This is a genomic window from Candidatus Villigracilis saccharophilus (genome assembly GCF_016711665.1).
In genome coordinates this window covers 1-24,488 of sequence record NZ_JADJSO010000008.1, presented here as the reverse complement: position 1 = coordinate 24,488, position 24,488 = coordinate 1, and the positions used below count along the sequence as shown (strand labels likewise).

The following is a 24,488-nucleotide window of genomic DNA, read 5'->3' as shown; positions in this document are numbered from 1 at the left end:
CGGTCTGCCGAATCGGCGTGCGACGGATGAACGCTTGCCGGAAGACATGCGCTACAAAGAAAATGAATTCCATGTTCTCGATCGCGATGATGGATGTTGAAAGGTTCAAGGTGTGAACGATGTCTACAGTCATGCCGTTGGGGATGAAGTACCCAACTCGTTGTTCAGTACCTCCCTTTGAAGAAAACCGCTGCGCACGACCGATTTCCTCGCCTTTGATATGGCGGGGATAGAGGTAACTCTGGTGATACTATGCGGGTCAGGAAGCGGCTGAGACGGCGACGCTCAAAGATCAGCGAGAGTTGATGAAGGACGTATAACTTCCCTTATCGGAAGCACAAAAGATCCAACTGGGGTATTTCGGCACAGCATTTGCAGTGTATCCGCTTCATTCCCGTTCTGCGAGGTAGGCCTTTTACGCGCGGCAGACATGGCTTTATATCAATCCAAAAGCACAACCGTAGTTGTTTACGGTTTGCAAATGGGGTAACTGCGCCCCTTAACCGCATCTCGCTTAATCACGGGAATGAAGACTGGTTGTTTGAATATCGCGCCTGATTTTTAAAGGCGCGATCACTCAATGTCCATGAATTTTTTTCTTTTGAAAACCCAAATACCCGCCACGGGGTTATGAATGAATATTCAAGCATTAGAAGGTTTCCATGCCCCGTAAAGTAAAACTCATTTCTTAATCCGCGGCAGATATGGGACGCCTGGAAGACTGTCAATGATCTGCGTCTCCTTGCGCGGGAATTCAAAGGCGAACTCTCCTGGAGCGGGAGCGGTATACCCGTCGCACGCGATTGGCTCGCGAAACAAGCCGCGGAAAGGCTGCGATATGGTCAGTTGCCATAGGGGGGCGATGGGACTGTCCATGAGGTGGTGGACGGCCACTGTGCAAGTCCCTGAAAACTATGGCCCGGTTATGGGAGTGTGCCGATCGGCTCGGAATGATTTTGCCCTATTCAATCGGGTCTCACGCGAAGACCTGCTCATGCCCTTGCGTGCTCTTCATGGGGGAATGTTCAACCCGTGGATATTGGATTAATATTTGACGAGCATGGGCGCAGGAATATTTTGATAACACCGTCAGGAGTCGGCTTCGACGCGGTTGTTACCATTCGTTCACATAGGCTGCCCGTCATCAGAGGGTTTCTTATATACCTTACGGCGGTCATTCAGACCATCATCTTGAATCACGATCCTGCCAGGGGAATGCGGGATCGAAGCAGAAGCTGAAAGTAGGAGCAGAACGTCATCATGCTTACTACCTTTCCGCAAAGTGGCCCGCGTGAAGGCGGCGGTTTCACGCTCTCTCACCCAACTCAAACGATAATGACGGCAAAATGGAATTCCCTCACCGTCAACAAAGTCTCGCGCGGCATTGATGTTTCGTCTGGTGGAATTCATGAAGGCACGCATGCGCATCAAACAGAGTCCGCATGGGTGAATTCATAACATTCCTCATCATCTGAGTCTTCCACTTTACATCCACGCGGACGGCGAAGATCTTTGCAAGTTTTGGCATCAATCTCACTGCGTAATGCGGGTTTTGAGATTTTGCAGGCACTGAAAGTGGTAAAGGATAGCGGAAAAATAATTTCAAGGCATCTCTTCAAACAGGGGATGTCTTTTTTGTAACAATTTAACAAATCCTAAAATCGGTAAACCCTGATGGTAAGAAAACAACATTTTTTAAGACAAGCGTACTTGTTCATACCTGTGTTTAGGCTATTACTCTCACTAAGTCGGGGTCGTTTCCGCCGCATAAGAGGCCTACATCTCTAGAGGAGAAGATATGAATAAACGTTTCGTTTTTCGTCCTGCTTTTGACCCTCATCATTGCCGCTTCGATGATGCACTCGGCCTCTGCCCGGCCTTTGCGGCTCCTGTTGTTGCAAGCCCCTGTTGTTGCCGCCGAGGCTTACTGAGTTTGCCGACCTTCACTGGGCCTCCCGCTCCCGCGATCGGTTTCAGCTGATCACCAAATCAAAGTTTTGTTTGTTCCTCAGTGGATGCAATTTTTATCTTCGTAGCAGTGGTGAAGTAATGGCCGCCGCTTTGGAACAAGCCACTGACAACCAACCTTCAAGTCACCGTCCAAAACCTCCTCGTACGCGACCATTGAAAATGTGCGCTTCTCCTACCGATACCGTGGCATTCATTCCTGGCTTGGGCTACGCTCTCCAACCAGTTGTCGCGGTGTGGATGATTCTTTCTAAAGCTGTCCCTGGCGTTATCCTGTTTACTGGGCTGATGGTGCATTGTCGCCGCGATAGCAAATTCAAACCCCTCGCCGATCTGGAAGGCGCAACCTGGGGGTATGGCGACCAGGGTTCAACCTCTGGTACATGGTCCCTGCCGTTGGTTTGCCGCGGCCGCACTCCCTGGTGAACAGAAACAAGCCCGGCGGTCATAACGCCAGACCGTCACCGCTGCATCCAATGGCGAAGTTGATTTCGGCACCGTCTTCTATAGTGTTCCTTTGAACCCGAAGGCAAACCAGTCTTTAGCTAAGATGATTTTGTCGCCCGGTAAAGTCACCATGACATGTATGAAATCCCCGCCGAAGCGATCCCGAACTGCGCTCCTGATGCTGAAGGCAAGAAACTCTTCTGCGACGGCTGGCGTGTGCTCGGTGCCCGCGCCAACATCCGCACGGAAGCTCCCGGATGTGATGCGAAAGTTCGCATCCTCGCCATCTCTAGGCCATCCCGAATGACACACTTTCCTTCGGACCTGAATTCCCGGCGATGTCCGCGCCCAGATCGAAGCAGCCCTCGTTGCTTTCGCTGAGAGCGAAGCCTGGGGTTCCTCCATCGGCAGCGCTCATTTCTACGGCTGGTCTGGCATTGCCCCGCCACCGACGCGGTATGACATGGTTCGCGCCATGGTCGCCGCAACAGGTTACGAGGCTCCCAAATAGTTTTGTACCCGCAATAAAAAACGGGCGGAGAGTTTTCTCTCCGCCCGTTTTTTATTCACCTTATATCTTATAATCGGGCGGCAGGCACATCACAATTTTTCAAGATCGCGAGAAACCACAATGCTTCAGGTAAAGAATTTAACCAAGATCTATGACGGCAAAGTCAAAGCGCTGAATAATGTTTCCTTTGAAGTACCGGATGGACAGTTCCTGGCCGTGATCGGTTTTGAGCGGATCAGCAAATCCACATTACTGCGCTGTATCAATCGATTGATATCCCACGGAAGGTCAGGATCTTATGGGACGGTGAAGACATCACCGCGGCATCTCCCGGAAGAAATGCGCCGCATCCGACGCAAGATCGGCATGGTCTTTCAACATTTTAATTTGGTGCACCGCTCGAAGGTCATCACCAATGTACTGGCAGGGCGGCTCAGTTATCCACCCCGCGTGGAGTTGACTTAACCGCTTCCCAAAAGAGGATATCGCAAAAGCCATCAAAACAATTCGAACGTGTGGGCATCGCCGATAAAGCCGATCAACGCGCGGATGAATTAAACGGCGGACAACAGCAGCGTGTGGGCATTGCCCGCGCCTTCATGCAGGACCCGAAGATGATCCTCGCCGACGAACCGGTTGCCAGCCTTGACCCGTTCCTCGCGCACAGCATCATGAAACATCTCGAAGAGATCAATAAAACAGATGGCGTGACGTTTTATGCAGCCTGCATTTCCCTCGATCTGGTGCATCGTTACGCAGACCGCGTCATTGCGCTTAATGAAGGACAACTGGTTTGAAGGTTTGCCGAGTGAAATTGATGATCATAAATTCAAAGATATTTATGGCCGTGATGCCGAACGGGTGGGATAAGCCATGAAAAAAAAAAATCATCCGCATGGAAATCCATTCAGATCGGACTGGCTGTGTTATTTGGGCTCTTTGTTTACGCCTACGGCTTTGATGACCCAGGTCAATCTTGAAAGAACTGCCAGTGAAAGACGCCAGGAAAGCCTGACCCGCCAACCCGCACTCTCGCAAAGCCCGGATCTGGTCACCTACGATAAACAGGAAGCGATCGTCAACGCGCCGTTGCACGTTCCTGCCCACAGCTGGTAAATCTCCCCGCAGCAGACACCTCCACCCATTATTTGGTGATCGAGCCGTCCTGCGGAAACCCCGCGACATAGTCCAGGTGGAAGGATTTAACTTCCGCCCAACATCGAAGGCCCCATTCGATTCGGTGCCGGCAGCGACCCGCTGAATGTCGTGGCGCTCGGCCGCGAATCGATCAAAACCGACAGCGATGGACATTTCACAACTTCCTTCGTCCTGCCCGACCGCCTCAGTGATGAGCCGCAATTCCTGCGCGTGACCATCAGCGAAAATGTCGGCGCGCCACGCTTTACCCAAAACGCAAAAGATACCTGGGACAAAATCATTGAAACAGTCTTCATGGCTTTGCTGGCCACTACGGCCGGCACCATCCTGGCATTTCCGCTGAGCTTTATCGCAGCCCGAAACTTGATGAAGTCTGTCCGCAGCCCGCTGACCAGTGTCTCGCTATCCGTGCTGGGCTGGCCGATCGGGTTGGGTATCGGTTACTTTATCGTCAATCAGGTCGGCGCTTTTAGCATCCCGCTCTCCGAAAATATATTCATCAATCTTGTCAGTGTGGCGGCTACGCCGCTTATTTTCTGGTATTGCGTTCGCTGGGCGTTACCCCAGGAAGAAACAAAGATCCCCTCCACTCTTTTACGCGTGTCTCGTATGCTGGTCTTATTCGTGGCGATCCTGATTGCGTTCTTCGGATCTCTTTCAGCTGGTCACCTGGCTACCAATATCAGCCTGACCATTGAAAAATCCCTTGGCGCTTTGGGCTTCCTTGCAACATTCCTGTTTCAGGTCAGCGACATCCTGCGGATCATCACACCTGCCTTGGGCGCTCTGGCTGTAGGCGGCGCATTATCCAGTTTCCTTGGACGGATCGGCCAGCGCACTGCCGAGAAAAAGCCCGGCAGATAAAGTCAAGCTCATTAATTTATTCCTGGCTTCTGTTGCCGGTGCCACGGTCTTCGGCTTGAGCGGGTGGCTGGTGGAATGGCTGTATCAGGTCGGACAAATTGAGTACACCTTCTGGGTACCGGTACTCAGCGGCGCGGTGCTTGGTTTATTACTTGCAGTCGTGACCAAACCCAAATCCACCCTCCCCACGGGCATGGTGGTCTACAGCATCACGCGCACCATCCTCAACGCCCTGCGATCCGTGGAAGCGCTTGTGATGGCGATCGTATTCGTGATCGCGGTCGGCATCGGTCCCTTCGCGGGCATGATGGCGCTCGGCCTGCACACCATCGTCAGCCTAGCAAAACTGTATTCCGAACAGGTCGAAAGCATCATGCCCGGTCCGCTCGAAGCCATCACAGCCACAGGCGCCAACCGCCTGCAGACCATCATTTACGCGGTCATACCACAGGTCATTCCGCCCTATATTTCCTACACCATGTACCGCTGGGACATTAACGTGCGCATGTCCACCATCATCGGTTTCGTGGGCGGCGGCGGCATCGGATTTCTTTTACAGCAAAATATCAACCTGCTTAACTACCGCGCCGCCAGCACCCAAATGATCGCCATCGCGATCGTCGTTGCCAGCATGGATTACATTTCCTCCGTCCTGCGCGAAAAATATGTTTGATCATGCCTGACCTGTATCACACCCTGCTCAAATATGATATCGGATACCTGCGTATCATTGCAGGATCGTGGGGGCTCGAATTGGAAACGAGCGAAGTGGATTCTGCCAGCGAAGAACTCTGCGCCTCCTTCCTGGACCTGGAAGCTGTTACTGAAACAATGGAGATTCTCCCCGCTGATGCACGCTCCGCGTTGACCGTACTGCTTGAGTCAAACGGCAAAATGGAATGGGCCGCCTTCGCCCGCAAATTCGGCGAGATCCGCGAAATGGGCGAAGCCAGACGCGACCGTGAGCGTCCGCATCTCAAGCCAATTTCCATCGCCGAAAATCTTTTTTATCGCGGACTGCTTGCCAGGGCTTTCTTCGATGCCGAAAAAGGCGCGCAGGAATTTGCCTATATCCCCGAAGACCTGTTTGAGATCATTGATGAAGTAACGAAAGAGGAAAGAGGCGGGAAGTCCACAGAACCTCTTGGCCGCCCCGCGACCCCGGTTGAAAAAGCATTTGAAATCCCGGGCTCAGATCACATATTAGACGATGCCACAACAGTGCTTGCGGCGCTGCGCCTAAATCTGGAGTCCAACGGCTTGCCGTTGGACAGGCAGGAGCAAGCTCCTGCACTCCAAAATTTATTGATAACAGCCAACCTTGTCAAGAAAGATATTCCCCAGGCCGAGAAAGTGAAATCTTTTCTTGAAGCCTCGCGCGTGGATGCGTTGAGAGCGCTCGTTGAAGCATGGCAATCCTCACAGGAGTTTGATGAACTGCGCTTAATTCCAACCATCATCTGTGAAGGCGAGTGGCTTCGCCAGAACCAGCCGCTCGTCACGCGTGAGTTTTTAATGGATCTGGTCAACTCCATCCCACACAACAAATGGTGGAGCATTCCCGCATTTGTGCGCGGGATAAAAGAAAAATTCCCTGATTATCAACGTCCTGCCGGTGACTATGATTCATGGTTCATCAAACGCACATCCGATGGACAATTTCTGCGTGGATTTGCGTATTGGGACCAAGTGGATGGCGCGCTGATCAAATATTTCATTCAGCTATTGCACTGGCTTGGCATGGCGGATTTGGCTTCGCCGGAAGAAGGGAAAGAAGCAACGGCATTTAGGATCAAGCCGAGAGTCGAAAGTCAGAAGCCAGACCTTCGAACTTCGACCTTCGACGGGAAGATTGTTGTCTCTTCAAACGGAAAAATCAAAATCTCTCGTTACTTTTCAAGAGCAGTACGTTATCAAATTTCCCGCTTCTGTGAATGGGATGATGGTGGTGAACGGCGTACCGAGACTAAAGAAGATGAGTATCAATATCATGTGTCAGCGCGTTCGTTGACGCAAGCCAAAGAGCAGGGATTGAAAGCCGAGCAGTTATTATCTTTACTGGTGAAGTATACAAATGGGAACGTCCCGCCTGCACTGGTAAAGGCGCTCAAACAATGGGATGCGCACGGCACTGAAGCCCGGGTGGAAAAACTGCTTGTGCTAAGGGTCAACAGGCCCGAGATTTTGGAGGAGATGCGCAAGTCCAAGGCAAGCAAATTCCTGGGCGAGATATTAAGTCCAACCGCGGTTATCATCAAGAGCGGAGCGGAATCCAAAGTATTGGCGGCGCTGGCAGAGTTGGGATTATTATCAGAAATCGAAATTTAAATGGATGTCATGGTTAAATCATGACATCCATTTTTTTATTCCATCGCTATAATAAAAACAAGGAGTTCAAAATGTCAAAACTGATTGGATCCAACAGGAAATTGAAGCACTGCAAAACGCAGGATTGTATAACCGCATCCGTACGATCGGCTCGCCGCAGGGCGCGTGGCTGGTGGTGGACGGTAAAAAGGTCTTGAACTTTTGCTCGAACAATTATTTGGGATTGGCGAATCATCCCGCGCTGGTGGCTGCCGCAAAAAAAGCGACAGATGAAATGGGGGTGGGACCCGCCGCTGTGCGCTCCATTGCGGGCACGATGACCCTGCACGTTGAACTTGAAAAACGACTCGCGCAATTCAAAGGCGTGGAAGCCGCGATCACTTTTCAATCGGGCTTCACGGCAAACTTGGCAACCATCCCTGCCTTGGTCGGAAAAGAAGACGTGATCTTCTCGGATCGATTGAACCACGCTTCGATCATTGACGGAGCTCGTTTGTCTGGCGCGAAAATCATTCCGTATGAACATAACGATGTGAAATCATTGGAAGAGCAGATCAATGTAAACCTCAGTCAATACCGCCGCGCGTTGATCGTGACCGACGGCGTGTTCAGCATGGACGGCGATATTGCGCCATTACCCGATATTTATGAAGTGGCGAAGAAGTACGATATTCTTTTGATGGTGGATGACGCGCACGGTGAAGGCGTACTCGGCAAAGGCGGGCGCGGCATTGTGGATCACTTCGGTCTGCACGGCAAAGTGGATGTGGAAGTCGGAACGATGTCGAAGGCATTTGGCGTGGTGGGGGGGATCGTCGCAGGCAAGGCAGTCATCATCGACTGGCTGCGTCAACGCGGACGCCCATTCCTGTTCTCATCGGCGGTAACTGTGCCAGATGCTGCGGCCTGTCTCGCGGCAGTGGATTTACTTGAAGACTCAACCCAACTGGTGGATAAACTTTGGGCGAACGCGAAATATTTCAAAGCAGAAATGAAGACGCTTGGATTCAATACGGGCGTGACTGAAACGCCCATCACTCCTGTCATGCTCGGTGAAGCTCCTCGCGCCAGCAGTTCAGCCGTGAGTTGTTTGATGCAGGTGTCTTCGCCATGTCGCTTGGATTCCCAACCGTGCCGCAGGGCAAGGCGAGAATTAGAGTCATGATCTCCGCCGCGCATGCGAAGGATGATCTGGATCAAGGCTTGGAAGCGTTTAAGAATGTAGGAAAGAAGCTGGGCGTGATCTAATAGCGTCTGATCTGAAAATTATGCGGATTGGCTGTCAAGATCGGTTGTGAAGATTCAGTTGTTTTTACAACCGTTAAGCCTGTACAAACTGCCGCCTGATCTTTGTTAAGGGTGTGGGGCAGTTTCTGGACTGCCCCACGATCATTTAATCACCGTTTTCACGCTTTGGACCTGCCACCCCAATATCCAGGCACGCTTCAACTTCATCCACTGATATTCCCGCATCCGCCCTGGAAGTTGAAGCGCACCCTATCCCCTTGTCCCCTATATAAAATGGAATCGAGAAATTGGATATTCCATTTATTCGCAAATTTGGCACTTTTTCCATTGTACGAATTCACTGCTCATGGTTCAATAGACAAGAAGTCCTAACGCATAGGCATTTGTACTGACTTGCTAATATGCATTGAATTGAGTCATTCTTTTTGTTACTCTATAGCCATCGATGCGGGAGCGTGAAGTATGAATAAAAAAATACGTGTGACCATACTGGATGATCATCAAAACATCATTGATGGTTATGTTTTTCGTTTAAGCGCAGATCCACAGATCGAGGTGGTGGCAACGATCGGTTTTGGGGAATTGCTCGAGCCGACCCTCGCAGAACACCCAACCGATGTGCTCTTGCTGGATTTAAGCGTACCGACCTCGGTTGAAAACCCGAATCCATATCCAGTCCTATACGCCATTCCCAAACTGCTTCAGGCCTATGCGGGGCTCAACATCCTTGTCATCAGCATGTTTGCGGAACGCGGATTGATCCGCGCGGTAATGGAAGCCGGGGCAAGTGGATATATATTGAAAGACGACCAGGCCACAGCAAGGGATCTGGGAAGCGTGGTCGTGTCCGTTGCCGGGGCAGCATCCACTTTAGCAAACAGGCGCATCAACTTTACGTCAAACATTTGTCAAAAGAAAGCAGTCTATTAACCGCCCGCCAACAGGAAGTGTTATCCCTGTGCGCGGCCTATCCTAACAACACAACCGCCCATTTGGCAAATATCATGAACGTAAGTAATTCCACTGTGCGCAACCTGCTTTCCAGCGCGTATCTAAAACTCGATGTAAACAATCGCGCCGCGGCCATCGCCGCGGCACAACAACAGGGATTGATCACTCCACCCCCGGCCATACACCTGAAACAGGATACTCGACCAAGGCAATCAGGGTTACTACGGCGGGGGTAATCTCCTCTTAATATTCAATCATCGAACGCCGAAATTTTTAAAGATAATTTTCACCGTACCCCACCTTCCGCAATTCGAAGAATGGGGATGTATTTTGTTTTACGCTATAATCGCAATGCTCCATTTTCACAACGTGCTGACCCAAAAATCTTTCGAAACAGGAGATCTGTCAGCGTACAGTTTATGGCTCTCTGCGGGTCATGCCGCAGATTGATACTTTCAAAGTGATTCTGACAAGCCCGAGTGTGCGAAGTAAAAAAATCCGAATATCCCCAAGGAGTGTAAAACATGGCAAAAGATAACAAAGAAAACATAGTTGATACCACCAAGCCTTCGTCCGGCCGCATCTATGACTATATTCTCGGCGGCAATCATAACTTTGAAGTGGACCGTCAGGCTGCCGATTACCTGCTCAGTCAAATGCCCTTTCTCACTAAAATTTGCCTCCTGCAGCGCTGGACACTGCGGGATATTGGCGTGGAATTGACTCAGCGGCGCGGCTATGATGTGATCATTGATTTTGCCTCGGGCCTGCCGACCAGTGATCATATTCATCCCAATGTTCCCAAGGGTACCACCGTCATTTATTCTGATTTCGATCCTGTGGTGGTTGAATATGCGCGGGACATCCTGCAGAACACACCCGATGTATATTTTTTTGAGGCCGACGCCCGGGAACCTGAAGAATTGCTCAACCGTCCTGAAGTATTGAAGATTCTGGGCGACCGCCGCAAAGTGGGGTTTGTGCTTTGGGGAGTGCCTGTTTTTTTACGCGACGAGGAAATGTCCCACTCATTGCGAGTCCTTTATGATTGGGCGGCTCCCGGCAGCTGCCTGGCTCTCAATGCGCAGGGCGTGGGGATTGATCCAAACAATCCTCTAGTAGTGGAACTTTTTGAAACTTATGCAAAGTTTGGACAGCCAGGCTATCACCGCACGCTTGAAAAATTCATCGGGTTATGCGGTGACTGGCGGCTTGATGATAAGGGGTTCATCTCTTTGCTGAACTGGCATGGTTTCGATCAATCAGAATTGGGGCAGGAGGAGGTTTCCATATGGGGGCCGTTAGGTCCTGGCTTTGGCGCATACCTGACCAAGTGAGCAGGACTTTCCCCTGGAATAGGCTCAGTGAACGATAAAAATCCTCCGCCGTTTGATGCCGCTGTGCTGGAGTCTCTCGCTTGCAAGGTGAAGGACAACCGCGCAGACCTGATCAGCCGCTACCAAAAAGCTTTGCGCGAAACCGTGTTTACCAACCGCGCTGCGATGCACCCGAGTCAATTGGCGCATATTGCCGCGAGAGAAGCGGATGCATTAATTTCTTCATTGCGCGATTCCCTGTCGTCCACGAAGGAGCAAGGCGCGGCATTGAGTGAAACAGGCTTGAGCAGGCAGTCGTTTTTTGGATTGCTGCAGGCGGCGTGGGAATTTTTTATCACACATTTTGAAAACGATTTCAGCACCCTGAATATCTACGCCGTATATCGCATCAAGGTGATTGAGGGTTACCTTGAAAGTCATGAAAAAAGACTTCTCCTCGAACAGGATGACATTCACAGAGCGTTTCAGATAGCCATGGATCACTCGGTGGCAAAGACCAGGGAAAGCGAGGAACGCTATCGCTCGCTCGTGGAGATCTCCCCGAATGCGGTTATGCTTCTGGACCTGAATGGCGATATCATCATGATGAACAAGGCCGGGGCGGAACTGTTCAAATACGAAACCATGCAGGAACTGACCGGCAGGAACATAGCTTCGTTCATCGTCCCCGACCAACAGGCAACAGCGCGAAATTCCTTTCGGGAACTAATTGAAAAATCCGTTGGAGGCAACGGGGAATTCCTTCTGGTCAGGAAGGACGGCACCTTTTTCGACGCGGAGCTTACCGGCGCAATGATCGTTGATGCGAATGGAAAAGCTCAATCCATCATGCTGTTGGGCAGGGACATCACTCTTCACAAACAGACCGAGCGTTTGCTGAATGAAAGAGTGATGGATGCGACAGCCGAACTGCGCAAGACGAGTGCGCGGCTCGATGAACTGGTCACACGCGGCCCCACCATCATTTATGCCGCCCGGCTTGAAGACGGTTACCCTACTTCCTTCATCACCGGGAATGTTTATGACCAGTTGGGCTATTCATCAGAACAGTTCACCAATGACCCCGATTTTCTATTAAATCATATTCATCCGCAGGATGCCGAGCGTATGTGGGTCAATATGGAAGACCTCTTCGATACCGGGCAGCTGGTCCTTGAGTACCGCTTCCGCCATCGGAACGGCAAATATCGCTGGATGAGGGACGCCCTGCACCTGATCCGCTCGCCCAATGGACAGCCGCTCGAAATTATCGGTTCATGGATCGACATCACCGACCGCAAACACGCGGAGGACGCATTGCTCATGGCGGAAGCGGATTACCGCGCCATCTTTGAAAAAGCGCCTCTCGGAATTTTTCGTTCCACTGTGGATGGGCGTTTCATAAAAGCAAATCAGGCGGCGGCAGAGATGTTTGGGTACGATTCCCCTGAAGAAATGATCCGTGAAATCAAATCGATTGATACACAGATATACACGGATACATCCAGGCGGCGGGAGTTTCAAAACCTGCTTGCTGAAAACAGCGAAGTGCAGAATTTTATCTCCCAGGACCGGCGCAGGGATGGCAGTGTAGTTTGGACTTCTGCGAATGCCCGCATCGTGAAGGACGAGCGAGGTGAAACCCTGTATTATGAAGGGTTTATCCAGGATGTCACTGAGCGCAAACAAATGGAAAACACTCTTCAACAACGGAAGGAAGAGTTGGAAATAAACAATATTCAGCAGGCGGAACGCCTGAGAAAGCTATATGAAGGAGATATCGAGCGGACCGAGAGGCGCCGCCTGCAACTCGCGCTGGACCTGCACGATGTTGTTCTCAATCAACTCGCCATCCTGCGTTTGAACACCGACGAAAGCCACGTCACCAAAAACTTTCAGGATGCCTACGATGAAGTGACAAGCCGCCTGCGCGAGATCATTACAGATTTGCGCCCGCCCATGTTAAGTTATGGATTGAAACCCGCCATTGAAGGCTTGGCCGACAATATCATGGATCAAAGCAAGGATACCGTGGATGTAGTGACAGACCTGCAGCTTGAAGGTGAAGCACGATACCCAGAGGATATCGAACGGCATCTCTTTCGGATCGTGCAGGAAGCCTGTGAGAATGCCCTGCACCACAGCCGCACCCTGCAGATCACCATCCTGGCGAAACTAACCCCGCAGCATATCTGGCTGCTGGTCGAAGACAACGGAATTGGTTTTCCGATCAGCGGGCGGATCGGAATGGATGATCTGCTGGTCAATAAACATTTTGGGCTGGTCGGAATGATGGAACGTGCATTGCTGATCGGCGCCATCATGGATATCACTTCCCTTCCAGACAAAGGAACACAGATCCAAATCGCATGGAACAACACTCCCAGGAAAAATTGACCAACCAAACCATGCCCACCCCCGAAGCGATTCTTAAATCGACATTTGGATACGACACCTTCAAGCCGTTACAGCGCGAGATCATTACCAATGTGCAGGCGCGGCGCGATACGCTGGTCATCATGCCCACAGGCGGCGGAAAATCGCTCACCTATCAGGTGCCCGCCCTGTTATTTGACGGGCTGACCGTGGTGGTCTCGCCGCTGATCGCGTTGATGAAGGATCAGGTCGAGCAGCTGCATGCGCTGGGTGTCTCTGCGGTCTTTTTGAACAGCTCGCTGTCTCCTGAAGAATATCAACAGAATATGGACGCTGTGAAAAGCGGACGCGCCAAACTGCTTTACGTGGCGCCCGAGACATTACTGACTCCCAGGATCTATTCGCTTCTTTCCTCGCTGAAACTTGACCTGCTTGCGATCGATGAGGCACACTGCATCTCGGAGTGGGGACACGACTTCCGCCCCGAGTATCGCCAGCTGGTGGATGTGCGCCGCAAGTTCCCGTCCGCGGTTTGTATGGCATTGACCGCCACCGCCACCCCGCGAGTCCGCGCAGATATTAAGTCTTCGCTTGGTTTTACGCAATCCAATGAATTTCTCGCCTCGTTCAACAGGGAAAATCTGTTCATTGAAGTGCTGCCCAAGCGCGACCCCATTGCGCAGACATTAAAGTTCCTCGAAAACTTCAAAGACCAATCGGGCATTATTTATTGCTTCTCGCGTAAACAAGTGGATGATCTCGCGGCGACACTGGCTCGCTATAAATATTCCGTCCGCCCGTATCACGCGGGGCTTGAAGATGTGGACCGCAGGCGGAATCAGGAAGCCTTCATCCGCGATGATGTCCAGATCATTGTGGCGACGATCGCCTTCGGCATGGGCATCAACAAACCGAATGTTCGCTTCGTGATCCATTTTGACCTGCCAAAAAGTATCGAAAATTATTATCAGGAGATCGGGCGCTGGACGTGATGGCTTGCCCGCGCATTGTTTATTGTTGTACAGCTATGGCGACGCAAGCAAGATCAGATATTTTATTGACCAAAAAGAAGACCCTGAGCGCAGCGCATCCTATCAACATTTGGATGCGATGACACGCTACGCAGAGGGGAGTTCCTGCCGCCGCAAGCCGTTGCTTTCTTATTTTGGGGATACATACACACAGGAAAATTGCGGCAATTGCGATAACTGCGGCATGGAAGAAAGCGACCTGGCCGACATCACCATCCCAGCCCAGAAATTTTTCTCGTGCGTCAAACGCAGCGGAGAACGATTCGGCGCGGCGCATGTGGTGGATATTTTGCTCGGCTCGGAAAATGAAAAGGTTCAGAAATACAATCATCATGAACTGTCCACGTATGGAATTGGAAAGGAATTAACCAAAAGCCAGTGGATGCACATCTCCCGTCAACTGGTGGAGAAAGGCTTGCTGAGTCAAGAGCCTGCCTATCGCGTGTTGTCGGTCACTGCCAAAGGGCTGGACATGCTCAAATCACGGGAGCAGGTGCGGGGTCAGATCAATGAAGCGCAGAAGAAGGAACGCGGAGCCAGGGTCAAATCATCCGAGTTCGAATATGACCGCTCGCTGTTCAGTCTGCTTCGAAATAAAAGAAAGGAACTGGCTGATAATGAAGGCGTTCCGCCGTATGTAATCTTCTCGGACAAGACATTGGTGGAGATGGCTGGGTATTTCCCGCAGTCACGTGAAAGCCTGCTGAACATTAGCGGCGTGGGAAAAGTGAAGAACGAAAGGTTTGGAAATGAATTTCTTGTGATCATCAAGGAATTTTGCAGATCGAACAAGATCGATGAAAAATATAAAACGCCGATGCGCGAGAAGAGCGACTCTGGACGAAGATATATGGAAGTGGGGGAGGCGTATAACTCGGGTGAGAGCCTTGAGAATTTAATGGCACGTTACGGCGTGACTGCGGATACGATCTTGAACCATCTGGCGCGGTTTATTCAAGCGGGGAATCCATTGCGTTCGGCAGAGGATCTGATCTCGCTTTCGAATCTCTCCCCTGACCAGCAAATGGCTGTTTTCAAAGCTTTCGATCAAACCGGCTCGGATATGCTCAAACCCGTCTATGATAAATTCAACGGCACAGTGAACTATGACGAGCTTCGGATCTTGCGGTTGTGCTATTTGTGCGAAGAAAGATAAAAGAGACATGTCGTTGCGGCGAAGCAATCTCCTTGTCGCTTGGAGATTGCTCACCGCACTGGCCGTGTAGCGCGGCGCAAGTGTCGGGCACACCTGCCCTGGCGGGCGGTGCCAGGGAAGAACAAGAGCGCCCTCGCAATAACATAAATATTTTAAGCATAGCGTAGATTTCATTATTGAACATGCGTGCTATAATATTTTTTGTCGGTTAGTCCCTTATCTTTTGTATGAAAGTTGGGCTGGCCGATTTGCCGACTAACGACCAATAGACCAGCGGACCCCCAACCCATGTCCTTCGCCCACTTACACGTCCACACGGAATACTCGCTACTCGACGGCTTCTCGAACATCAAGAAGCTGGTTAAACGCGTTAAAGAGCTGAATATGGAGCACGTCGCCATCACCGACCATGGCACGATGTTCGGGGTGATCGATTTTTACAAAGCAGCAAAAGCGGAGAATATCAAGCCGATCATCGGACTCGAAGCCTATATGGCCGCGCGCACGATGAAGGACAAGGATTCAAAGCTTGATCGTTCGTCCACGCACCTGCTTTTGCTTGCGGAGAATGAAACCGGCTACAGAAACCTTTTACAGATCGCCTCTGTGGCGCAGATGGAAGGCTTCTATTATTATCCGCGTATTGACCATGAATTCCTCGCCGCCCATGCGGAGGGATTGATCTGCACTTCGGGTTGTATGTCGGCGGAAATTCCGCGTGCGCTGCTGAACGAAAACCCCGATGAGGCCGTCAGAAAATGGGACTGGTATTCAGAGGTCTTTGGCCGCGACCGTTTTTTTGTTGAATTGCAGCAGCACAACATCAAAGAGATCACCGACCTAAATAAAAAGTTATTGAGTTTGGGCGCGCGTTACGAAGCGCGATATATCGCCACCAACGACGTGCATTACGTTAACCAGGCAGATGCGCGCTTGCAGGATATTCTGCTCGCGATCCAGACCAACTCCACGCTGAATGATCCCGACCGTATGAAGATGAGCGACGACTCGTATTATCTGCGCTCGCCTTTGGAAATGAGCAAGATCTTCTCTGAAGTTCCAGACGCGTTAAGCAATACCCTGCTCATCGCTGAACGCTGTAATGTGAATCTGGACTTCAAAGGCTATCACCTGCCGGAGTTCAATGTGCCGGAAGGATATACGCCGGAAACATATTTGCGCGCGCTCTGCCAGCAGGGAGCGCAGGTCAAATTCAAGGATGACGCGACCAGCTCAAAAGTCCAGGAAAGACTCGAATATGAATTAAGCGTCGTCCACACCATGGGATTCGACGCGTACTTCCTGATCGTGTGGGACCTATGCCGCTTCGCCCGTGAAAATGGAATTTGGTACAACGCACGCGGTTCTGCAGCTGGCTCGATCATCGCCTATACACTCGACATCACCAGAGTCGACCCGCTTGAACATGCCCTCATCTTTGAACGCTTCTTAAATCCCGGGCGCATTTCCATGCCCGATATTGATCTCGACTTCCGCGACGACCGCCGCTCTGAAATGCTCGAGTATTGCTCGAACAAATACGGTTCGGACAAGGTCGCGCAGATCATCACCTTCGGCACCATGGGCTCAAAAGCCGCCCTGCGTGACGTGGCGCGTGTGATGGAAATCCCGCTGCCCGAAATTGACAAGGTCGCCAAACTCGTGCCTTTCGTTTCAGGCCGTGCTACCACCATGAAGGACGCAATGGAAGTCGCAGATTTCAAAAAGATCTACGACAGCCAGCCGCACTTGCGCGAAGTAATTGATATTGCCGCGCGGATGGAAGGGACTGTCCGTAACGCTGGAACACACGCGGCGGGCGTGGTGATCTCAGATAAACCAATTATGGATTATCTGCCGCTTCACCGACCCACCTCCAATTCGGAAGAGACGCCCATCAAGTCGGTGACCCAGTTCGAAATGGGCATTCTCGATTCGCTGGGCATGTTGAAAGTGGATTTCCTCGGCCTGATCACATTGACCGTGATGGCGCGCGCCTGTGACATGATCGAAAAACGCCACGGCATCAAACTTGACCTGAACAATATTCCGATTGATGATCCCAAGTCATTTGAACTTATGGGTAACGGACAAACCGCGGGTGTCTTCCAGGTCGAAGGCGGAGGCATGACGCGCTGGCTCGTGCAGATGAAGCCCAAGAATCTCGATAACATCATCGCGATGGTGGCGTTGTACCGTCCGGGTCCGATGGCATTCATTCCCGATTACATCTCACGCATGCACGGCGAATCAGAAGTTGAATATCGCCACCCGGACATGGCTCCGATCTTTCAGGATACATATGGCATTCCTGTCTATCAGGAGCAACTCATGCGCGCCGCCGTGGAACTTGCGGGCTACACCCCATCTGAATCAGATGAGCTGCGCAAGGCGATCTCCAAAAAGAAAAAAGAAGATATTGACAAGCATCGCGCCAAGTTCGTGAAAGGCGCGGTTGAAAAAGGCATGGACCAATCCATCGCAGATGCGATCTACATGGATTGGGAGGAGTTCGCGCGTTACGGCTTCAACAAATCCCACGCGGCTGATTACGGTGTGATCGCTGTCCAAACCGCATATCTAAAATCAACTTATACCGCCGAGTACATGACGGCTTTGCTTTCCGCTAATGCAGGCATCACTGAAAAGGTTGCCTTCTATGTGGCAGATGCGCGCAATATGGGCGTGCCAGTCCTGGCTCCAGATGTCGCCGCCTCAGGCTGGGATTTTCAGATCGAAGATGTGGACGGCAAACCGTCCATCCGCTTTGGTTTGGGCGCGATCAAGAATGTTAATCAAGGCGCTGTGGAAGCGATCATCGAAGCCCGCAAGGAAAGTAAGTTCATCGACCTCAACGATTTCGCGCGCCGCGTGGACCTGCGTACCGTTGGCAAACGTTCGCTTGAGTGTCTGATCAAGGTTGGCGCGCTCGACCAATTTGGGAATCGCCCGGCCATGCTCGCTTCGCTGGATCGCATTATCGCCATCAGCGCCAATCATTTCCGCGCGGCTGACGCGGGGCAAATGAGTCTCTTTGGCGCGGCTACCGGCATCGTGGAGGAGATCCACCTGCCCGAAGTGAAGAACGTAGACAAGCGCGAGATGCTCAACTGGGAGCGCGAGCTTATCGGCTTGTACATCACCGATCACCCGCTTAACGAATATCAATCCACCCTTGCACAGATCGTCAGCTATTTTTCAGCGCAGCTGCCCGAAGCCAACCATGAAGAGAAGGTCCGTGTCGCGGGTCTCATCACGGTTGTCCGCCCGTACACAACGAAAACGGGCAAGCCGATGGGATTTGTCACCATCGAAGATATTCAGGGAAATATTGAACTTGTGCTTTTTCCGAAGACGTGGGAAAAGTTCCGCGACATACTCAGCATAGGTCAGATCGTGATCGTGGAAGGCAAGGTGGATAACGGCAACCCGCCGCCCAAGATCCTTGTGGACGAGATCAGGACTGAAATTAAGATGACTTCTGCGGTAGTGGATGAACTGCCGGAGATGCCGCCTGCGCCCTACGCCGAGCCCGCGCCTCTTCATTACAAATCAACTGCTCCTGCCCAAAAGACAAGCCAGCCCTCGAAACAGAATCCAGCGAAGCCCGCAGCTGCGGCTGGTCAGCCTGTCAACAAACTGCACGTTGCTGCTGAATCCGCTCCAGTGTACGCCCCAATATTATCCCCAAAAAATCCTGGGGAATTTGTAGATAACAAAGAGGGCGATGACATGCCTCCGCCGCCAGATAACTTCCCCGACGGCTGGGATATGGAATGGCAGCCGTCCTTTGATGAGGCAGCCATGGCGTCCAAGCCTGCGCCGAAATTCAAGAAGGACGAGCCCATCACTCCGCCGCGCGTAGTAGTTGCGCCAGTTTTGGTGGACGCTGTCCCTGAGCTTCAGCCCCAGCCGCTTGCCGAGGTATTGGCTTTTACACAAGTACCCTCGTTATATGTCCCGCTCGCAAAAGAAGAGGCTGCCCACCCGCCGAAGCAGATCACGGTCATTTTGCGCCAATCAGCGGACAAGGAACGCGATAAACGCCGCATTAAAACACTGCACGGCACGCTGATCTCCTTCCACGGCAGGGATAAATTCTCGTTCCAAATATTTGAGAACGGCAAAAGCCATTTGATCGATTTCCCCAGCGAGACCACGCGCGTCAGTCCGGAGTTGTTCTCGCGCTTGCATAAATTGCTGGGCGAGGAAGCCTGGCATGTGGAAGAGATCACGTTTCAGTAGCAACGAAAGTTCCCGCACTATACAAAACTCAACACTTTATTAACCGTATGCAACGATGTTTTAGATAAAAAAACTCGCCCAAAGTTTTCCTTTGCGGGCGAGTTTTTCTGAATGGCGCACCTGGTCAAATCTCAGAAATATTGTTCTCAAATGAGAACAGAAAAGTCACTCTATGAATGACTGGAGCCGCCAGGGTTTGTGACGCCACCCAAATTTATTCTACAACTTTTATATTTGAATTTCAAGTTTTTAAAAGTAACGGCCATCTCAAAAACGCTGTCACCTTGATCTTTTTAACCCAGTACCAAAAGCTATGAATACCGCCAAGTTGTGCCATCCTTGCTGTCTTCGATGGTGACGTTAAGTTCCTTCAGTTTGTCGCGGATCTGGTCGGAGAGCGCCCATAGCTTCTGCTTGCGCACTTCCGCACGGACTTCGATCAGCAGGTTAATGAAAGCGTCCGCATCACCGGAGCCTTGTTTCTCTTCGATCTTGAGTCCGAGCACGCCCGATAATTCACGGAAGATGGCCTGGGCAGATTTAAGTTGTTCATCAGTCGCGCCGCTGTCACGCGCGTTGTTAATGATCTTGCTCAGTTCGAACAAGGCAGCGACTGCGCCTGCTGTGTTGAAGTCGCTGTCCATGGCTTCGATGAAATTGGCTTTGGCGGTCTCGGCAGTGGAGGCGATGGCGGAAACTGATTCAGGGCTGAGTCCGCTGGCGGATGGGGCGGCAGGTCGCAGGGCGGATTTGAGGCGCTCGACATTTTTCTGCGCTGCGTCCAATGTCTCATCATTGAAAAGCAGGGGCGAGCGATAGGTCCCGTTCAAGACCAGCATGCGCATCACATCCGCTTCACGTTTGGATAGGAATTCCTTGATGCTGATGATGTTGCCGAGCGACTTGGACATCTTCTCGCCGCCGAGCTGGAGCATGCCGTTATGCACCCAGTAGCGTGAGAATTCCTTGCCTGTGTAGCATTCGCTTTGGGCGATCTCGTTCTCGTGATGCGGGAAGATCAGGTCGTTGCCGCCGCCGTGGATGTCGATCTGTTCGCCGAGTTCGGCGAGGTTCATGGCCGAGCATTCGATGTGCCAGCCCGGGCGGCCTTTGCCCCAGGGACTGTCCCACGAAATTTCGCCTTCCTTGGCGGCTTTCCAGAGCGCGAAGTCCATTGGGTGGGTTTTGGCTTCTTCCACTTCGATGCGTGAGCCTGCCTGCATGTCATCCAGTTTGCGGCCTGAGAGTCGGCCATAATCGTCGTCACTGGTGACGCTGAAATATACATCGCCATTGGTTGCGGCGTAGGCATGTCCCTTTTGGATGAGACCCTGAATGAATTCGATGATGTGCGGCATGGTCTTGCTGACCTGCGGATTGGATGTGGCGGGCATGACGTTCAGACTCTTAAGGTCGGCTGCGTAGTCTGCGATGTAACGCGCTGAAAGTTTGAGCGGGTCTTCGCCTAACTGTTTGGCGCGGTTGATGATCTTGTCGTCCACGTCTGTGTAGTTCATGACGTGTTTGACGGTGTAGCCGCGATATTCAAGATAGCGGCGGATGATGTCAAAGACCAGCGCCGACATGGCGTGGCCGACATGCGCGTCGTTGTAAACGGTGACACCGCAGACGTACATTTTGACGAGATTGGGTTCGAGGGTTTGAAATTCTTCGGTCTTGCGGGTCAGGGTGTTATAGATTTTTAGCATGGGTTCTCTTTTAAATTGTGTCTGAGTGTCAATGGTATCGAAGTGTCGTTCTATTTTAACCTACGGTATGATGCGATGACGATTATAAAACAAAACAGGACGCAACTTATACGCCCTGTTCACTGACATTGTCCCCGTATGGGGATTACTGATCACTTTTTACTTCTCACTATCCACTGATCTTATCTCTTCTTCTTCGCCACAGCATCTTCATCCACGCGGCCAAAGATCATGCGGCCTGCGGCGGTCTGCAATACTTTAGTGATGTTCACATCCATGTACTCGCCAATGTATTCCTTGCCATTTTCAACGACCACCATGGTGCCGTCTTCCATATAGCCCACACCCTGACTATGTTCCTTGCCTTCCTGCATGATGTTGATGCGTAAGGCTTCACCTGGCAGAACAACCGATTTGACCGCGTTCGCCAGCTCGTTGATGTTGAGCACGGTCACACCTTGAAGCTCGGCGATGCGGTTAAGGTTATAGTCATTTGTCAATACTGGGCTTTTGAGCTGTTTGCCCAATACGATCAGTTTGTCGTCCACTTCGCGCACCCGTCCACTGTTAATATCTGAGATGCGGACGAGGATGTTTGGGAGTTTTTGTAATTCGGCCAGCACTTCCATGCCGCGGCGTCCGCGCTGGCGGCGCATACCGTCAGGGGAATCTGCTATATATTGGAGCTCGTTCAGTACAAAGCGGGGAATAAGAAGCGTGCCGGGTAAAAATCCAGTCTTTGCGATGTCTGCCACACGCCCGTCAATGATGACGCTGGTATCCAGCAGGATGTTTCGGAGTTAAGATTTGTCCATGCGGATGAGGACCCGCCTTCGCTGCGTCCGTTTAATGCGCTGAGTAATCCCATATTGTCACCCTGCCGCATTTCGAAGAGTGAAATGCCCAGATAGGAAAAATCAGAACTCCCAGGAATGGTAATATCTCGCCCAAAGGTTTGGGCAGGAGCGACAGCGGAAAAGCCAGCAGTGCCGCTGTCAGCAGGCCCACGATCAAGCCCAGCAATCCCGCAAACAGGCCTTCGGCTGACATCCTTCCAAGCAGGGAACGCATAGCCAGTGCCGGCGGTAGTGACGTATGGCGTGAATAACAGTCCGCTTAATGCGCCAAGCAGGGCGAACCCTAATGAGTAGCCAACAATTTGATCTGGAATGGAATTTGCTGCAAAATCGTATCCCCAGTACCCCCCGACGCCACCCATAACAAGCATACCAATAATACGGATAATAAAATCAAAACTCATAATAACTCCTTTGTAATAAATATGAAAAAAATATAATAAATGATAATAGCACGGGCAGTAACGCTCGTCAATTGTATCAAAGGAATTCTTATATTGTTGTTATAATGCGTGGTAGTGAACCACCCAGTATGTTTTATCAAATACCCAGAACCGCAAATAGTGGATGATTTTAATTTAGAAGCCCAGCCATGCCCCTAATAGACACCCTTAACCGCCCTCTGCGCGACCTTCGGATCTCCGTCACCGACCGTTGTAATTTCCGCTGTGTATATTGCATGCCAAAGGAGATCTTCGGACCCGACCATCAATTCCTGCACCGTGACCAGATTCTGACCTTTGAAGAGATTACGCGCCTGGCTCGTCTTTTTGCAGCGCACGGCGTCCGCAAGATCAGGCTGACCGGCGGTGAACCGCTTGTCCGCAAAGACCTGCCGGACTTGATCTCGATGCTGGCGGAGATCCCTGATCTCGATCTGACCCTGACCACGAACGGGTCGCTGCTTCCCAAACATGCGCGAGCCTTGAAGGATGCCGGGCTTAAGCGGGTCACTGTCAGTTTGGACTCGCTCGATAATGCAATCTTCAAATCCATGAACGATGTGGATTTCCCAGTGGAGAAAGTCATCGAAGGCATGGAGGCCGCCGCCGCCGTGGGGCTGGCCCCAATCAAGGTCAACATGGTGGTCAAACGCGGGCTGAACGAATCCAGCATTTTGCCGATGGCGCGTTTCTTCCGTGAGAAGGGCTATATTCTGCGCTTCATCGAGTATATGGATGTCGGTCATACCAACGGCTGGCGAATGGACGATGTCGTCTCTGCCGCGGAAATCGTCAAATTGATCGACCCCGGAACCGCTGCTCCCGAACCCGTCTCCCCGAACTATCAGGGAGAAGTAGCCGGGCGCTGGCGCTACAAGGATGGCAAAGGCGAAGTCGGCATGATCGCTTCAGTGACACAGGCATTTTGCCGCGACTGTAACCGCGCCCGCATCTCCGCCGAGGGAAAACTATACACATGCCTGTTCGCCGTCAAAGGACATGATTTTCGCGACCTGATCCGTAACGGTGCGACAGATGAAGATATTTCAAAATTCATTTCGAAAGTATGGAGCGGACAAGATGACCGCTATTCAGAACTGGGATCCGGAGAACACCATCTCACTAACAAAGTTGAGATGTCGCACTGGCGGTTGATCTCCCAAAAATGATCTCCAAATCCAGAGGCGCATTTGATTTCATCCAATTCCATTAAGGCAGTCCTTTTGATCTTGACGGCACACTCCCATCACATCCCCGCCGGTGGGGATGTTTTTGTGGAATTCACCAGAAGCATCGGGGATTGCGTATTTCAGAAGAGGACCGCGTCCGCTCTGGAACATTGGGTGCATCATTACTTTGCCCATTCGCTTGCAATCCAGGCGGATGGTCAATTATTCCCGGATGATCAACAGTTTCTGGGTCAATTTTACAAAACGACGCCTGGTGGCAATGGGTGTTCCCACCGCGCAAGCCATTGATCTCGCATCGCAGGCATCCGCATATATGGAAGAATACTACAAGCCTACAGTCCATATTCCCGCAGATGCCTTTCCGCTTTTACAGTTCTTGAAAGACTCGGGCTATGTGCTTGGTTTGGTCTCGAACCGCGACGACCCGTATTATGATGAAACCGAAAATATGAAACTCGATCTGGTATTTTAAATCTATCCTCGCGGGTGGAGAGGTAAAACGCCTTCAAGCCCGACAGTCTTATTTTGACCACGCCCTGAAGCTGGCAGAACGTCCGCATCGGAGAGATAATGTATATCGGCGATAATTATTTCGCGGATGCCGAAAATAGTTTGGCCAGCGCCGCGTCGCGCGGGACTGATACCCGTCCTCTATGACCCGGGCCAGTCCCTTCCTGACGCAGACTGCGC

The 24,488-nt window shown here is 51.5% G+C and carries 21 protein-coding genes and 1 pseudogene; 19 read left to right on the top strand and 3 right to left on the bottom strand.

The genetic code is table 11. From position 1 onward, the window contains the following. Positions 1–874: 874 nt before the first annotated feature. The 17 genes and pseudogenes from IPL17_RS04245 (at position 875) to IPL17_RS04165 (ending at position 19,599) form a co-directional block, all read left to right on the top strand. On the top strand, positions 875–1,048 hold the full coding sequence (locus IPL17_RS04245; protein WP_345305840.1) for a hypothetical protein: 174 nt from the start codon (positions 875–877) through the stop codon (positions 1,046–1,048). A 212-nt stretch (positions 1,049–1,260) separates the two neighbouring features. Further along, positions 1,261–1,458 carry a hypothetical protein gene (locus IPL17_RS04240; RefSeq protein ID WP_345305839.1) on the top strand — a complete coding sequence of 66 codons (198 nt, stop codon included), beginning with the start codon at positions 1,261–1,263 and terminating at the stop codon, positions 1,456–1,458. A gap of 672 nt (positions 1,459–2,130) precedes the next feature. After that, positions 2,131–2,394 carry a hypothetical protein gene (locus tag IPL17_RS04235; RefSeq protein ID WP_345305838.1) on the top strand — a complete coding sequence of 88 codons (264 nt, stop codon included), beginning with the start codon at positions 2,131–2,133 and terminating at the stop codon, positions 2,392–2,394. Between the two features lie 652 nt (positions 2,395–3,046). Next, entirely contained in the window at positions 3,047–3,391 is a 345-nt protein-coding gene (locus IPL17_RS04230) for an ATP-binding cassette domain-containing protein (protein WP_345305837.1), read from the top strand. A 50-nt stretch (positions 3,392–3,441) separates the two neighbouring features. After that, positions 3,442–3,723 (top strand): ATP-binding cassette domain-containing protein, encoded by a 282-nt coding sequence (locus IPL17_RS04225; RefSeq protein WP_345305836.1) that lies wholly within the window; start codon positions 3,442–3,444, stop codon positions 3,721–3,723. 76 nt (positions 3,724–3,799) lie between these two features. Then, complete coding sequence (locus IPL17_RS04220) at positions 3,800–4,042, top strand: hypothetical protein (RefSeq protein WP_345305835.1); 243 nt, start codon at positions 3,800–3,802, stop codon at positions 4,040–4,042. Positions 4,043–4,192: 150 nt separating this feature from the next. Next, positions 4,193–4,948 carry a hypothetical protein gene (locus IPL17_RS04215; RefSeq protein ID WP_345305834.1) on the top strand — a complete coding sequence of 252 codons (756 nt, stop codon included), beginning with the start codon at positions 4,193–4,195 and terminating at the stop codon, positions 4,946–4,948. Then, positions 4,902–5,621 (top strand): ABC transporter permease subunit, encoded by a 720-nt coding sequence (locus IPL17_RS04210; protein ID WP_345305833.1) that lies wholly within the window; start codon positions 4,902–4,904, stop codon positions 5,619–5,621. The genes IPL17_RS04215 and IPL17_RS04210 overlap by 47 nt, the downstream gene beginning before the upstream one ends. A gap of 2 nt (positions 5,622–5,623) precedes the next feature. Then, on the top strand, positions 5,624–7,276 hold the full coding sequence (locus tag IPL17_RS04205; RefSeq protein ID WP_345305832.1) for a helicase-associated domain-containing protein: 1,653 nt from the start codon (positions 5,624–5,626) through the stop codon (positions 7,274–7,276). An 88-nt stretch (positions 7,277–7,364) separates the two neighbouring features. Next, positions 7,365–8,524: pseudogene (locus IPL17_RS04200) on the top strand (glycine C-acetyltransferase). Between the two features lie 462 nt (positions 8,525–8,986). Next, positions 8,987–9,454: a response regulator transcription factor gene (locus IPL17_RS04195; protein ID WP_345305831.1), complete on the top strand. Its 468-nt coding sequence runs from the start codon at positions 8,987–8,989 to the stop codon at positions 9,452–9,454. Continuing rightward, complete coding sequence (locus IPL17_RS04190; protein ID WP_345305830.1) at positions 9,430–9,711, top strand: LuxR C-terminal-related transcriptional regulator; 282 nt, start codon at positions 9,430–9,432, stop codon at positions 9,709–9,711. The genes IPL17_RS04195 and IPL17_RS04190 overlap by 25 nt, the downstream gene beginning before the upstream one ends. A 288-nt stretch (positions 9,712–9,999) precedes the next feature. Further along, entirely contained in the window at positions 10,000–10,812 is an 813-nt protein-coding gene (locus IPL17_RS04185) for an SAM-dependent methyltransferase (RefSeq protein ID WP_345305829.1), read from the top strand. 27 nt (positions 10,813–10,839) lie between these two features. Further along, the gene (locus tag IPL17_RS04180; protein WP_345305828.1) at positions 10,840–13,188 is read left to right on the top strand and encodes a PAS domain S-box protein; all 2,349 of its coding nucleotides are present in this window, start codon (positions 10,840–10,842) and stop codon (positions 13,186–13,188) included. Then, positions 13,161–14,159, top strand: a complete 999-nt coding sequence (locus tag IPL17_RS04175; RefSeq protein ID WP_345305827.1) for an ATP-dependent DNA helicase RecQ — start codon at positions 13,161–13,163, stop codon at positions 14,157–14,159. Before IPL17_RS04180 ends, IPL17_RS04175 begins: the two co-directional genes overlap by 28 nt. Positions 14,160–14,163: 4 nt before the next feature. Further along, the gene (locus IPL17_RS04170) at positions 14,164–15,354 is read left to right on the top strand and encodes an RQC domain-containing protein (RefSeq protein ID WP_345305826.1); all 1,191 of its coding nucleotides are present in this window, start codon (positions 14,164–14,166) and stop codon (positions 15,352–15,354) included. A 288-nt stretch (positions 15,355–15,642) separates the two neighbouring features. Beyond that, the gene (locus IPL17_RS04165) at positions 15,643–19,599 is read left to right on the top strand and encodes a DNA polymerase III subunit alpha (protein ID WP_345305825.1); all 3,957 of its coding nucleotides are present in this window, start codon (positions 15,643–15,645) and stop codon (positions 19,597–19,599) included. A gap of 311 nt (positions 19,600–19,910) precedes the next feature. Here IPL17_RS04165 and cysS read toward each other — a convergent pair whose 3' ends face one another. The 3 genes from cysS to IPL17_RS04150 all read right to left on the bottom strand — a co-directional run bounded on the left by cysS (position 19,911) and on the right by IPL17_RS04150 (position 22,569). Further along, positions 19,911–21,308, bottom strand: coding sequence for a cysteine--tRNA ligase (gene cysS, locus IPL17_RS04160; protein WP_345305824.1), 1,398 nt, complete (start codon positions 21,306–21,308; stop codon positions 19,911–19,913). 182 nt (positions 21,309–21,490) lie between these two features. Then, entirely contained in the window at positions 21,491–22,063 is a 573-nt protein-coding gene (locus IPL17_RS04155) for a TRAM domain-containing protein (RefSeq protein ID WP_345305823.1), read from the bottom strand. After that, positions 22,000–22,569 (bottom strand): hypothetical protein, encoded by a 570-nt coding sequence (locus IPL17_RS04150; RefSeq protein WP_345305822.1) that lies wholly within the window; start codon positions 22,567–22,569, stop codon positions 22,000–22,002. The genes IPL17_RS04155 and IPL17_RS04150 overlap by 64 nt, the downstream gene beginning before the upstream one ends. Positions 22,570–22,757: 188 nt before the next feature. Here IPL17_RS04150 and moaA point away from each other — a divergent pair, with 188 nt between their 5' ends. Together moaA and IPL17_RS04140 are read left to right on the top strand one after the other, a co-directional pair. Beyond that, positions 22,758–23,777, top strand: a complete 1,020-nt coding sequence (moaA, locus tag IPL17_RS04145) for a GTP 3',8-cyclase MoaA (RefSeq protein ID WP_345305821.1) — start codon at positions 22,758–22,760, stop codon at positions 23,775–23,777. Positions 23,778–24,009: 232 nt separating this feature from the next. Further along, on the top strand, positions 24,010–24,270 hold the full coding sequence (locus tag IPL17_RS04140; RefSeq protein ID WP_345305820.1) for a hypothetical protein: 261 nt from the start codon (positions 24,010–24,012) through the stop codon (positions 24,268–24,270). Positions 24,271–24,488: the final 218 nt, after the last annotated feature.